We start from the raw sequence: 13715 nt of genomic DNA, 5'->3' as shown, positions 1-13715 counted from the left end.
CCTTTTCACCGAGTTGCGAGGAATAGCATGCTTTGCTCCGCCAGCTTGGTTAAAATTCCCCCACAAAGCAGCCACTTCAAGGATGACAAGATGGTTCACAAGCTCGGACGTACCCTCTTTCTGATCGCCACCATAGTGACCATACCCCTGCTGCTCCTGCAAGCAGTTTGGTTAGCCCTGCAGAGCACACCGCTTACTTTGGCCATTATTCTGGCCACCACACTGCTTGGCATGATCCTGCTGTTGATGCTGGCCATCCGCACCATGGATGGCATGCTCCAGCATCAGGAGCTCACCTGGGTCAAGGCGATCAGGGGGCGGGATCCCTCACAACTCGATGAGCCCGCCTCCCAGGAGGTGCTGCAACAACTGCTGGAGCAGTTCGAAAGTGCCGAGCAGAGCGCCCATCGCCAGCTGACCGAGCTCAGCAACCTGGCTACCACCGACGAGCTGACTCAGCTACTCAACCGCCACGCGTTTCGCCGCGACATGACCGAGTTGCTGCAGCGGGATCAGGACACCCAGACCGCGACCCTGGTGCTGATCCGTGCCACCGAGCTTGGCAAGATCAACGCCCAGCGCGGCTTCCAGTCTGGCGATGCCTACATCAAAGACATGGCCGCCCTCATCAAACGGGTGGTAAGCCGCTTCCCGGGCAATCAGGTCTACCGCATTTCGGGGGCTGATTTCGCCGTTCTGGTGCAACCGGTGGCCAATATTCCTCCCCATCTGCTGGGGCAGGATTTGAAGGTGGCCTTCGATCACTATCAGGATCAGCACGAGCTGGAGAGCACCGGTTACTCGGGGCTGACCAAGCTCAGCAGCGGCCAGAAAATTGAAGCCGTGCTGGCCAGAGCGGATCTGGCGCTGGCTCGCGCCCAGACCGAAACCATCAACGGCTGGGCCATCCAGCAGGATGACAGCGCCTCCGATCTGCAGGGGCAACACCACTGGCGCGACGTGCTGACCGAAGTGCTGGCGCAGGAGCGACTCAGCTTTACCTACCAGCCGATCCAGCCCCTGCACCGCAGCATGCTGGCTTACAACGAGATCTACACCCGCTTCAGCGGCAATGACGGCACCGCCCTGCCCACCGACACCCTGTTTGCCATGGCCCAGCGGCTGGATATGGTGATGCGGCTGGAGCAGCTGGTCATTACCCACATCATGCGTCAGTACCGGGCCTTTGGTGCCAACCAGAGTCGCTGGGGGATCAATCTCTCTCCCAACTTGCTGCAAAACAGCGCCTTCCTGATCTGGCTTGACCGCCAGCTGCTCAAAGATCCCAATACCAGCGCCAATCTGGTGTTCGAACTGGATGAAGAGCATCTGGAACGCAACCTGACCGGCGCCAAGCGGGTGTTTGAACTGCTGCGCCGCAACGGCAGCCGCTCGGCCATCGCCAATTTCGGCAAAGGGATCGGCTCCTTTACCCTGTTTCGCGAGCTCAAGCCCGACTACATCAAGCTGGACCCCGCCCTGATCACCGGGCTGGAGCAGGATCAGACCAACCAGCAGTTCGTGCGGATGATCGTCGATGTATCACATCGGATGGGGTGTCAGGTGATTGCAGAGGGGGTAGAACAGCTTGGCCAGAAACAGCTGCTGCAGGGGATGTACGTGGATGGTTTGCAGGGCTATCTGATCGCCCGGCCGCAACCGTTGCGACCGGATATCAGCCAACTGGGGCTCTTTACTGAGGATGCTTCAGCTTCAAAAGGGTCAGAATGATGTCATTGAGCTGGCGATAGCGCTCCAGCTCTTTCTGATCGTAACGGGTCGCCAGCGTGGTGGGGTTGTGGCGGTTCTTGAGGTAACGGTTGATCTGCAACCGGTTGAACCCCGCCACCTGATAGACCTGGCCAAGCAGGGTATTGAGCTCATCGTGCTCCAGACCGGCTCTGGCCAGATAGTCCCCATCGGCGGGACTCTCTGTCTGGTGACTCCACTTGCCAATGCGACCGCTCTCTTGCAGATAGCTGAGCCACTGCTCGATATAGAGGGGTTTACACCCAGCCAACAGGTTGAAAAAGCCCACCGCATCGCAACGACAACCGCTCAGGAGCACGACCGCCAGCTGATCATCATCGCACTGGAAGGTCACTGGCCCGGCTTGTGCCCAATCCAGCGCCTGCACCCGAATGCTGGCCTTCTCACCCGCAGCTCCCGTTACGTCGAATACAAACATGGCGCTCCTCCCTTGGCAAAAGGTTGATGATGGACCATCCCCCTGACAGGTGCAAAGGCAAATCGGCTTTTAACTCATCAATCGGGCCATTCGACCATAAAAAAGACCGCCACCCTCACGGATGCCGGTCTTTGTCCCGATGGCCTGTGCGTTCAGGCCATCAATGGAGGCGCTTTCAGGCGTCCAGTTCAACCAGTGCCTTGGCCAGCTCGATGGGTTCGAGCTCCTGGCCTTCCAGATCGGCGTTCCAGTTCGGGCCGACCAGCACATCATCTTCATCCAGATCGTTGATCCAGATATCGAGAAACTCTTCCAGATCGATCACTTCCGGCTCGTAATCGGCCCACTCGTCAACACAGTGCAGACGGGCGTCCTCTTCGGCAGACCAGAGCGGCATCACGTCGGCATCTTCAAATTCGGCGGAGCGGCAGACGACCCAGTCTTCCCCATAGCGCAGACCCCACACCTGACCCGACTCGCGGACTTGTTCGATAAACAGTTGGAAATTGGCGTCAAGGTTGTCGTTAAGCATGCTCATGGGATTCTCTCTTTCTTTCGGGTGCTGCGGCATTGTCGGGCGACAATACGATGGCCAAATGGTGTCGCAAAAGTGACATGGACTCAAGCATATTGGGGTTATTCCGGGAAAAAAGCCGGGATAACTCCCATTTGCCTGCAAAAACGCCTCCCGATGGAGGCGTCTTGCAGATTCAGGAGATCAACGCTCCCAGTAAACCTCTTCCAGGCTGTCCTCTTTCTCCGGCAAACCGCGGGAGAGACGGGGACTGCTCTGGGCCAACACCTCGTAGCTGACGCGGTTGGCGTATTTGCACACCTGGGCCAGTGAGGAGTAAGTCAGGAACTCGGAGATGTGCTTGGCGGAGTTGGGCACATTCATCCGGTGATAAGAGTTGGCCACCATGTCGTGCAGCACGGCGGAAAGGGCGCCATCCCCTGCCCCGTTGGTGTTCTTGATCTTCTCAGGGCCACCCATATACGGGGAGATGTGGGAGTAGATACGGGCCGGTTTGCGGCACTTGGCACGGGCCATCGGGCGGCTGAACTCATACATGTTGAACTCGGGGATAACGCCGGGCAGCAGGGTATGAGTGGTCTCGCGCTTGTAGTCCTCATCGGTGTAGCTCGCCATGTAGAGGCCGATGGGGCCAGCAGTACAGAGCACCATGTCGGCCCAGTCGAGCGCCTTGTCGGCCGCACCGAGCGGATCAGCGATACCGGTCAGGGCTTCACCTTCGTCTTCGTTCATCGCCAGCACAGTCACGTTTTCGGCAATGAAGTCGCGCCACCACTGGGGGTTTTCGTCGATGACGAAACGGGTGCCCAGGGTCAGCACCACGGGAATACCGGCCTCGCGGGCATAACGCACTGCGGTCATGGCCGCCTCTTTCATCGGATCACCATCGTCACCGCGTACCAGATAGGCGGTGATCACCAGGGCAGACGCACCTTTGATCACATCCTCCGGAATGTGCTGCACATCCAGCTGGTTCATCTTGCCAGCGTTTATACCGAAGCTACGCTCGCCGCACTCGGTAATGAAAGTGAAGCAACGGCCGATGGGACCATCAACTGGCTGCAGATAGTCCAGATTGACGCGGGAAGAGGTGTTGCACAGATAACGGTAGGCGTAGCAGCCGATGCGAATGTCCTGACTCATCACACCCAGCAGGATGGAGTGGGAATCGGCCAGTACCGAGTAGTTGTGTACCGTGTTGCCAATGGTACCACCGGCAAACTCGCTCACCACCATGTTGTTGGCCTTGAGCTCGTCATAAATGCGTTCTGCCACGTCGTCGTTGATGACGACGGAGTGCCCCTTGCTCAGACCATAACGGGTCAGAAAGTCTTCATCCACATGGGCTTCGATATCAACCAGGGTCTGATCAATCCCGACGACGTAGGCTTTGCCCAGCTCGGTTAACAGGGGATTTTGCGGCACCAGGGGATCGCGTCTGTCGACAGGGAAGTAGTGTTTGGACTTGCGCTGACCGGGAAATTTCATGGCAATGTTCTGTGCTCTGGGGGAAAGAGGGGCGGGATTTTAACACAATCCGCCGCCCCGAAAAGTCGCCCTGTTTAAATAATGGAGTCAGTATAGACAAGGCCTGCAAGGAAAAACGTTTGCCTTTTCACCATAAAAAAACCACCCCGCCCGGGGTGGCTCTATAGCATAAAAAAGCGCCTGTTTTCAGGCGGCCGCCATGCCCTGCAACAGGGCCAGCAGCGAGAAGAGTCCGAGGGCGAGCCAGAACAGCAGGGTGCCCAGAAAACGGGGCACATTGGGAGCTTTGGGGATCTGGATGCCGATGGCATGCAGGATGCGGCCGACCAGCAGCATGGCGCCACCGGCATGCAGCCAGAACGCACCGGCACCGGAGAGCTCGCACAGCGCCATCAGCAGCAGGGTCAACGGCACATACTCGGCAAAGTTGCCGTGGGCCCGGATCGCCGCCAGCAGCTCGGGGGCCTCCCCCTGCCCTATCATCACCCCGAACTGGGCGCGGCGTTTGACCACCCAGAAGGAGAGCCCCAAAAACAGCAGCCCCAGCAGGCCTGCGTAAATCAGCGTGATATGCACCATAAGACGACTCCTTGTTTGACTGGCTGCAGGTCACTCATGCCAATTCGCGGCAGATGAGTGAGACCATCATCCTGATGTGGGCCTGATCACTGTTGAGGGCCGGAATATATTCAAACCGCTCGCCACCGGCCTCCATGAAGAGCTCCCGATTCTGTACCTGAATTTCCTCGAGGGTTTCGAGACAGTCGGCCGCAAAGGCAGGGCAAATCACATCGAGTCGCTTGACCCCGGCGGCCGGCAGGCCAGCGATAGTCACGTCGGTGTAGGGCTTGAGCCACTCCTCCTTGCCAAAGCGGGACTGGAAGCTGGCCGTCCACTGCCCGGCCTCCAGCCCGAGCGCCTCGGCCAGCAAGCTGGCGGTATGGCGACACTGGTGACCATAGGGGTCCCCTTCGTTCTCGTAGCGCTCGGGAATACCGTGGAACGACATCAGCAGGTGATCACCCTGACCGTGCTGCTCCCAGTGACGGCGCACGCTCATGGCCAGCGCCTGAATGTATTCGGGGTGGGCGTGATAATCACGAATGAGCCGTACCACCGGCAGATTGCGTTCTATCTTCATCGCCTTGCCCCAGGCATCGAAGACCGAGGCGGTGGTACTGACCGAATATTGCGGATAGAGCGGCAACAGGATCACCCGGTTGACCCCTTTGGCCTTGAGCGCCTGCCAGCCATCATTCACTGACGGGGAACCATAGGTCATCGCCAGCTCCACCGGCACCTCAACCCCCTCCCGCTTGAGCTCCTGCTCCAGCGCAGCACGCTGCTGCTTGCTTATCACCATCAGCGGCGAGCCCTGCTCGGTCCACACCTGCTGATAGAGCTTGGCCACTTTGGGCGAGCGCGTCGGCAAGATGATGAAGTGGAGCAGCGGGCACCAGAGGTAGCGGGGCAGGTCAACCACACGGGGATCGTGCAGGAACTGGCTGAGGAACGCTTTGACGGCAGCGGTGGTCGGTGCGGCTGGGGTACCCAGATTGACCAGCAATATTCCGGTTTTCGTGGTCACGTTGGCTTCCTGTCTATCTGTCATTATGCAAAAAGGGCCCGACAGGGCCCTTCTCTTTATTTATCTGATGGCACGGGATACAGTGCCGGCAGCAAAGATCAGCCCAGAATGGTGGCAAGCTGCTTGCTGACCAGATCAACCGGCTGGGTGCCGTCGATCTTGACGTAACGGGTGTGGCCCGCTTCCGCCTCTTTGCCGTAGAAACCGATCAGCGGCGCGGTCTGCTGATGATATACATCCAGACGCTTGCGTACTGTGGTCTCTTCGTCGTCGGCACGGATCACCAGATCTTCACCGGTCACATCATCCTTGCCTTCCACTTTCGGCGGGTTGAACACCACGTGGTAGGTACGGCCGGAGCCGGAGTGAACGCGACGGCCGCTCATGCGCTTGACGATCTCTTCGTCCGGCACATCGAACTCCAGCACGAAATCAACCACGACACCGGCGTCCTTCATGGCTTGCGCCTGGGGAATGGTGCGCGGGAAACCGTCCAACAGGAAGCCTTTGGCGCAGTCAGGCTGAGCGATACGCTCTTTGACCAGACCGATGATGATGTCGTCAGAGACCAGCTGACCTGCGTCCATCACAGCTTTGGCTTTCAGACCGAGCTCGGTGCCCGCTTTGATCGCCGCACGCAGCATATCGCCGGTGGAGATCTGGGGAATACCGTGTTTTTCCATGATGAACTGAGCCTGGGTACCTTTGCCGGCGCCCGGAGCCCCCAACAGAACAATGCGCATACACGCTCCTATTGATTGGTTATTCAAATCTTGCGAAGGCAAAAAAGTACACGGTTTCGCCCGTTTCTACAAGGGTGAGCCACTTGAATGAGCACTTTATCACCACAATAACCGGCTGATCGAACAGGATTTCATCGCAAGGGGAAGAAGCAAAAATAGCCAGGAATTCAGCATAGGGCGCCAAAAGCAGGAAGGACGTACGACAGAAAAAAAGATCCCGGCTCAGGGCCGGGAATTGCGCTCAAAAGTAACTACTTGTCGCTCGTAGTAGGAACAGGGCAATAGTAGTTTGCCCCCTGTGCGTCAACAACTGTCAGATGTGACAGGCAGGCCGCTATGAAACCGGAACTGCGGATCCGGCGAGCAGATTAGCTCGGCTTCCAGCTTGCCAAAGAAGGCCACCCGCTCGCTGATATCCTCCCCTGCGTACTGTTCGGCCAGGCTCAGGTAATCCTGATAGTGACGCGCTTCGGAGCGCAGCAAAGAGACATAGAAGCGGCTCAGCTCCTCGTCCAGATGGGGCGCCAACTTGGCAAACCGCTCGCAGGAGCGGGCCTCGATATAGGCGCCGATGATCATCTTGTCGACTATGGTGGCAGGCTCATGGGTGCGCACATGCTGCATCAACTGGCGGGCATAGCGGGAGGCCGTCACCGGCCCGTATTCGATGCCGCGGGCCTGCATGATCTCCAGCACCTGCTCGAAGTGATGCAGCTCCTCCTGAATGAGCCGTACCATGGGAAACAGCAGCGGATTGCGCTCCAGCTCAGCAAAGACGGTGCGATCAGACTCCCCCATGCTGCGTTTGCCCAGGATCTCGGCCTTCTCCGGAATGGCATCCAGCTCGCGATAGAACTCCAGCTTGGGCAGCAGATGGCGCTTGCCCTTGGGCAAGCAGTAGCGGCGCACCAGACTGTGGGCAGTGAGTGCGGCCTTGGTCTCACAGTTGGCGTGATCGATGAGCAGGGTCGGTAAACGGGCCGGATCCCGCGCCATCTCCACCCACTCATCCGGGGTCTCGCACTGTAAAAACTGGCGCACTGGGGCTAGCAGATCATCCATCTGAACTCTCGTCTCTTAAAGCGTATCGGTCATATATGTTGCCGCCTATGCTAGCGGATCCCGCTGACCATGCCCATATCCGGCAAGATAAGCGGATATTTTTCAAACAGATATCTCCTACCCCTTCTGCCGGTGTGAGGCAAAAACGACAATGGGGGCAACAGGCCCCCATCTCGCTATCCCATCCGGCAAAACCGCAAACGTTTAACTTCCTTCGTTAAAAATTTCCAGATTGCTGGTGCCTTCCTGCCATTCACGCACCGCTTTGGTGTCATCGTTGCGCAGGGCGTTGAGGTGATCCAGATAGGACTGGTCCACGTCGGAGGTGACGTAGTGGCCATTGAAGACCGAGGTCTCGAAGTGACGCAGATCCGGGTTGATCTCCCGTACGGCGGCTTCCAGATCTTCCAGATCCTGGAAAATCAGACCGTCAGCGCCAATCAGCTTGCACACCTCTTCCACTTCGCGGCCGTGGGCGATCAGCTCGTTGGCGGTGGGCATATCGATGCCATAGACGTTGGGGAAGCGAATTTCCGGCGCCGCCGAGGCGAAGTAGACCTTGGCTGCCCCTGCTTCACGGGCCATCTGGATGATCTGCTCGGACGTGGTACCACGCACGATGGAATCGTCCACCAGCAACACCTTCTTGCCCTTGAATTCGGAGCTGATGGCGTTGAGCTTGCGACGCACCGACTTCTTGCGCTGGGTCTGGCCCGGCATGATGAAGGTACGGCCGATGTAGCGGTTCTTCACGAAGCCCTGACGGTACGGCAGGTCGAGGGTATGGGCGATCTCCAGCGCCACGTCACAGGAGGTCTCGGGGATGGGGATGACCACGTCTACATCGAGATCTTCCCACTCGCGGGCAATCTTCTGACCCAGCTTGCGACCCATGTTGAGGCGGGCGGCGTAGACCGAGACCTTGTCGATGCACGAATCGGGACGGGCGAAATAGACATATTCGAAGATACAGGAGCTCATCTGCGGGTTCTCCGCACACTGCTCGGAGAAGAGTTGACCCTGCTCGGTAATGTAGATGGCTTCACCCGGCGCAATATCCCGCACCGTCTCGAAACCGATGGCGTCGAGCGCCACGCTCTCGGAGGCGAGCATGTACTCCACCTGGCCCTGCTCGTCCTGACGACGACCGAGGATCAGCGGGCGAATGCCGTTGGGATCGCGAAAACCGATGAGACCATGACCAATCACCAGCGAGACCACCGCATAAGCGCCGCGGATCTGCTGATGGGTTCTGCGCACCGCGGCGAAGATATCTTCGGGGCGCAGGGCCATCTTGTCGCAGCGATCCAGCTCGTGAGCCAGCACGTTCAGCAACACTTCCGAGTCGGAGGTGGTGTTGATGTGGCGACGGGCGACCTTGAACTGCTGCTCCTTGAGCTCCTTGGCGTTGGTGAGGTTGCCGTTATGGGCCAGCACCATGCCGTAGGGCGAGTTCACATAAAAAGGTTGGGCTTCAGCGGCACTTGAGCTGCCTGCGGTGGGGTATCTGACATGACCTATGCCGATGTTCCCTTGCAGACGCTGCATGTGGCGCACTTCAAACACGTCCTTCACCAGGCCATTGGCCTTGCGTTGCCGGAAGTTTCCACTATCAATGGTCACGATCCCGGCGGCATCCTGTCCCCTGTGCTGCAACACCGTCAAGGCGTCGTAGAGGGCCTGATTGACGGGGGTGGTGCCAACTATACCGACAATACCACACATGTCTTTGCTACCTCGAAGTCACTATACCTGTTTAAGAAAACTGGATGAGTTCAACATGAACCCGAAAAACCACTGGATCACCGGCTTGAACTCCGGCACCAGCTTGGACGCCACCCACCAGTCGCTCTGGGAGAGGCTGGTGAAGGTATCCATGAAAAAAAGCAGGGCACTGACGATCAGCACCCCGCGAATTGCACCGAAGCAGACCCCCAGCACCCGATCGGTACCGGAGAGACCCGTCTTGTCCACCAACAGGCCCACCACATAGTTGACCACGCTGCCGAGGATCAGGGTCGCCACAAACAGCGCCGCGATGGCCAGACCGTTGCGAACCAGCGCGTCGGAGAAGGAGGTGAAATAGACGGCGAGATCGGGATAGAAATGGCTGGCAATAAAGAAGGCGACGAACCAGGTGACAAGAGACATGGCCTCCTTGACGAAGCCGCGCACCAGGCTGATGAGAGCAGAGAAACCGACGATGCCGATGATGGCGTAATCAATCCAGACCATAGAAAAAGATGTCCTGCGAAATTGCGGCGCAGTCTAACAAAAACGATTGCGCATTGCTTGATAAAAATGTGTTAACTGTTCAAAGCGACGCCGAAAAGCCGCATTTTTTTCAGCACTAAAACGGTTGATCGGCGCCAGAATGCACAACGCCATGGCAATGCCATGGCGTTGTGGTCTGCGGCGTGAACTTACCCGATGTGGGTCAGGCCACCCATGTAGGATTGCAGCGCAGCCGGGATGGCGATGCGGCCATCTTCCTGCTGGTAGTTCTCCATCACGGCAACCAGGGTACGACCCACTGCCAAACCCGAGCCGTTCAGGGTGTGCAACAGTTGTGGCTTGCCGTCGATACGCACGCGCGCTTGCATGCGGCGCGCCTGGAAGTCGGTGCAGTTGGAGACAGAGGAGATCTCGCGATAGGTGTTCTGGGCCGGCAGCCACACTTCCAGATCGTAGGTCTTGGAAGCGCAGAAGCCCATGTCACCGGTAGAGAGCGCCATCACGCGATACGGCAGCTCCAGCAGTTGCAGCACCTTCTCGGCGTGACCCACCATCTCTTCCAGCGCATCCCAGGACTTCTCCGGGTGAACCAGCTGAACCATTTCAACCTTGTCGAACTGGTGCATACGGATGAGACCACGGGTATCACGACCGTAGGAACCTGCTTCGGAGCGGAAGCAGGGGCTGTGGGCGGTCATCTTGATTGGCAGCTCTTGCGCGTCAAAAATCTCGTCACGGGCCATGTTGGTGAGCGGCACTTCGGAGGTCGGGATCAGAGAGAACTTGCGCAGCTTGCCCTCTTCTTCCCCTTCACCTTCGATACCGGTATTGAACAGGTCCTGAGCAAATTTCGGCAACTGGCCGGTGCCATAGAGGCTGTCCGGGTTCACCAGATAGGGCACGTAGCACTCGGTGTAACCGTGCTGCTGGGTGTGCAGATCCAGCATGAACTGAGCCAGGGCACGGTGCAGACGGGCAATCTGCCCCTTCATCACCACGAAACGGGTACCGGAGAGTTTGACGCCGTTTTTGAAGTCAACGCCCTTGGCCGCTTCGCCCAGATCGATGTGATCGCGTACCGGGAAGCTGAACTCGCGCGGGGTACCCCAACGGCGCACTTCCACGTTGTCGTTCTCGTCACGGCCCACCGGAGTGGTCTCGCTCGGCAGGTTGGGGATGGCGTCGGCAATGGCTTTCAGCTGAGCCAGCAGGGCATCCAGCTCAACCTTGCTGGTTTCCAGCTCGTCGTTGATTTTGGTCACTTCGGCCTTGAGCGGGGCAACATCTTCACCACGACGGGCAGCTTCACCGATGGATTTGGAGCGGGCGTTGCGCTCGGCCTGCAGCTCCTGGGTACGGGACTGCAGATCCTTGCGTTTCTCTTCCAGAGCGTTGACAGCCGCTACGTCCAGAACGTAGCCACGTGTCGCCAGACGAGCGGCAGCCTCTTCGATATCGCTGCGCAGATATTTGGGATCCAGCATGGTTTACCTACTTTTTTAAAATGGGATCTGGGCCTGAGTCGTCATGACGGGCTGGGAAACAGATCCGGAAGTTAACATCGGTTGGCGCACCCCAATCGTCTTCAGAATCGGGCCTTAACTATCACAGGCCTTCGAGATCAAGAAGATGGCGCAAGGCCAAGACAAGCGGGGTCAGACGGGCAGTGTAGCAGACCGCCCCCCCGCCCGAACAGGGACTATTTGTGTCGTTTTTACCGACTTTGGCACGCAAACCGTCCTGTATATTCAAACGCCTGACCAATTTTCAGCCATGCGAGGTAACAAAGGGGCTATTTGCCCCGTTGCTGCGGACTTTGCCTGTCCAGTTCATGGAGGTAATCGAGCTTCTGGCCAATCTGCTTTTCAAGGCCGCGATCGGTGGGCTGGTAGTACTGCTTGCCCGCCAGCTCGGGCGGGAAATACTGCTCGCCCGCAGCATAGGCGCCCGGCTCGTCATGGGCGTAGCGATACTCGGCGCCATAGCCCAGATCGCTCATCAATTTGGTCGGCGCATTGCGCAGGTGTACCGGCACCTCGAAGTCAGGGAGATTTTTGGCATCATGAAGCGCCGCCTTCCAGGCGGTATAGACCGCATTGCTTTTCGGGGCGCAGGCGAGATAGACGATCGCTTGGGCGATAGCCCGCTCCCCTTCCGCCGGCCCGATCCGATGGAAACAATCCCAGGCCGACAGGGCGACCTGCATGGCGCGCGGATCGGCATTGCCCACATCTTCCGAGGCAATCGCCAGCAAACGGCGGGCTATATAGAGGGGATCGCAACCGGCGCTCACCATGCGGGCGTACCAATAGAGCGCCGCATCCGGCGCCGAGCCGCGAATGGATTTGTGCACCGCCGAGATGAGGTCGTAGAAGTGATCCCCCCCCTTGTCGAAGCGGGCCACGTGCTCCCCCACCACGGCGGCGAGCAGGGCACTGTCGATCACCCGCGCCCCTGTGCTGTCGGTTTCGGCCATGTCGGCCAACAGCTCCAGATAGTTGAGGGATTTTCGCCCGTCCCCATCCACCGCCTTGGCCAGCGCCTCTTTGACGCCGGGGGCAAAGGTGAGTGCCGGCTCATTGAGACCACGGGGATCAGTCATCGCCTGATCGAGCATGACGAGAATATCGCTCTCCTCCAGTCGCTTGAGCAGATAGACCCGGGCCCGGGAGAGCAGTGCGTTGTTGAGTTCGAACGAGGGGTTTTCGGTGGTGGCACCGATAAAGGTGATGGTGCCATCTTCGATGTGAGGCAGGAACACATCCTGCTGGCTCTTGTTGAAGCGGTGCACTTCATCCACGAAGAGGATGGTACGCACCCCGCGCCAGCTATTCTCCTTCGCCTTGTCGATGGCGGCGCGGATCTCCTTGATACCGGAGGTGACCGCAGAGAGTCGCTCCACTTCCGCCTGACAGTAGTGAGCCATCAACTCCGCCAACGTGGTCTTGCCGGTACCGGGCGGCCCCCACAGGATCATCGAGTGGCAGTGACCCGCCAGAATCGCTTTGCGCAGGGGCTTGTCAGCCCCCAGGATATGTTGCTGACCGATATACTGGTCGAGGTTTTGCGGCCGCATCCGGGCCGCCAGCGGACGAAAGTCCGATGAGAAATCCAGCGACAAGTTGCTCATCTGTATTGACCACCCAACGTCACGTCACTCGCCTTTGACTGGCGCAGTGGCGAGCAATCCAACGACCGCTTGCTCATTAGCGCTGGTCGTCCAGCTCGACCCCCTTCGGGATCTTGAAAACAAATTCGTTGCCCTTGAGCACCGGCTTGCGGTTGAAGCTGCTCAGGGTGAATTCACTCCACTGTCCTTGCGCCTCTTTCACATCGAAACGACTGATGTTGTCTTGTCTGTCGAAGGTGACACGGAAGGAGGCAATCAGCTCATCCTTGTTGCGGCTGGTGACGGTGTAGACATCCCCCTGCTGGGTCACGTCATAGTTCTTCCAGAACTTGTCGTCATTGCCGGCGATCAGAATAAAGGGGGTGTTGAGCACCGCATCTTTCAGCTTGAGGGCGGTCACCTGCTCGACGAAGGGATCATAGACCCAGACATCCTGACCATCGGCCACGATCAGACTCTCGTCCGGCGAGGTGGTGTGCCAGTTGAAACGGTTTGGCCGCTGCACCAGCAGGTCGCCGCTGGCCTTTTGCAGCTCCTTGCCCTTGCTGTCATAGACGGTCTGGGCAAATTTGGCGGAGAAGAGGCTCACCCCCGCCAGCTTCTGTTTGAGATCGCTGGCCGCATCGGCCCACACCTGGCTGCTGGCCATCAGCAGCACGGTACCCATCAACAGTTGTTTTCTCATCACGCTCTTCATAAAGACGCTCTCGATAAAAGGCCACGCCCGCGGAGGGCATGGCCAGGGA

Annotated in this window: 13 protein-coding genes; 1 reads left to right on the top strand and 12 read right to left on the bottom strand. The window is 58.5% G+C overall.

Annotation, left to right across the window (positions count from 1 at the left end; genetic code table 11):
- Positions 1–90 precede the first annotated feature (90 nt).
- On the top strand, positions 91–1731 hold the full coding sequence (locus I6L34_RS20140) for an EAL domain-containing protein (protein ID WP_031227665.1): 1641 nt from the start codon (positions 91–93) through the stop codon (positions 1729–1731).
- On the opposite strand, the gene I6L34_RS20135 is transcribed toward I6L34_RS20140, so the two are convergent.
- The 12 genes from I6L34_RS20135 to lolA form a co-directional block, all read right to left on the bottom strand.
- Positions 1694–2188 (bottom strand): hypothetical protein, encoded by a 495-nt coding sequence (locus I6L34_RS20135; RefSeq protein WP_042055706.1) that lies wholly within the window; start codon positions 2186–2188, stop codon positions 1694–1696. The genes I6L34_RS20140 and I6L34_RS20135 overlap by 38 nt on opposite strands.
- 175 nt (positions 2189–2363) lie before the next feature.
- Positions 2364–2726, bottom strand: a complete 363-nt coding sequence (locus I6L34_RS20130) for a DUF2750 domain-containing protein (RefSeq protein ID WP_005337077.1) — start codon at positions 2724–2726, stop codon at positions 2364–2366.
- Positions 2727–2906: 180 nt separating this feature from the next.
- Positions 2907–4211, bottom strand: coding sequence for an inosine/guanosine kinase (locus tag I6L34_RS20125; protein WP_005337079.1), 1305 nt, complete (start codon positions 4209–4211; stop codon positions 2907–2909).
- A 186-nt stretch (positions 4212–4397) separates the two neighbouring features.
- On the bottom strand, positions 4398–4790 hold the full coding sequence (locus I6L34_RS20120) for an MAPEG family protein (RefSeq protein ID WP_058057442.1): 393 nt from the start codon (positions 4788–4790) through the stop codon (positions 4398–4400).
- A 34-nt stretch (positions 4791–4824) separates the two neighbouring features.
- Positions 4825–5799: a ferrochelatase gene (gene hemH, locus I6L34_RS20115; protein ID WP_058057441.1), complete on the bottom strand. Its 975-nt coding sequence runs from the start codon at positions 5797–5799 to the stop codon at positions 4825–4827.
- Positions 5800–5897: 98 nt separating this feature from the next.
- Positions 5898–6542 (bottom strand): adenylate kinase, encoded by a 645-nt coding sequence (gene adk, locus I6L34_RS20110; RefSeq protein WP_005337083.1) that lies wholly within the window; start codon positions 6540–6542, stop codon positions 5898–5900.
- Positions 6543–6845: 303 nt separating this feature from the next.
- On the bottom strand, positions 6846–7604 hold the full coding sequence (gene miaE, locus I6L34_RS20105; protein WP_005346385.1) for a tRNA-(ms[2]io[6]A)-hydroxylase: 759 nt from the start codon (positions 7602–7604) through the stop codon (positions 6846–6848).
- 204 nt (positions 7605–7808) lie between these two features.
- Positions 7809–9329 (bottom strand): amidophosphoribosyltransferase, encoded by a 1521-nt coding sequence (gene purF / locus I6L34_RS20100; protein WP_005351229.1) that lies wholly within the window; start codon positions 9327–9329, stop codon positions 7809–7811.
- Positions 9330–9350: 21 nt separating this feature from the next.
- A complete protein-coding gene (locus tag I6L34_RS20095) occupies positions 9351–9839 on the bottom strand; it encodes a CvpA family protein (RefSeq protein WP_005337086.1) in 489 nt (162 codons plus the stop codon).
- A gap of 188 nt (positions 9840–10027) precedes the next feature.
- Positions 10028–11323 (bottom strand): serine--tRNA ligase, encoded by a 1296-nt coding sequence (serS, locus tag I6L34_RS20090; protein WP_005351225.1) that lies wholly within the window; start codon positions 11321–11323, stop codon positions 10028–10030.
- Positions 11324–11631: 308 nt separating this feature from the next.
- Positions 11632–12969 (bottom strand): replication-associated recombination protein A, encoded by a 1338-nt coding sequence (locus I6L34_RS20085; protein WP_216955219.1) that lies wholly within the window; start codon positions 12967–12969, stop codon positions 11632–11634.
- A gap of 76 nt (positions 12970–13045) precedes the next feature.
- On the bottom strand, positions 13046–13654 hold the full coding sequence (gene lolA, locus I6L34_RS20080; RefSeq protein ID WP_058057490.1) for an outer membrane lipoprotein chaperone LolA: 609 nt from the start codon (positions 13652–13654) through the stop codon (positions 13046–13048).
- Positions 13655–13715: the final 61 nt, after the last annotated feature.

This window comes from Aeromonas sp. FDAARGOS 1404, from assembly GCF_019047085.1.
In the GTDB taxonomy this organism is placed as follows: Bacteria; Pseudomonadota; Gammaproteobacteria; order Enterobacterales; family Aeromonadaceae; genus Aeromonas; species Aeromonas veronii.
This window is presented reverse-complemented; position numbering and strand designations above follow the sequence as displayed.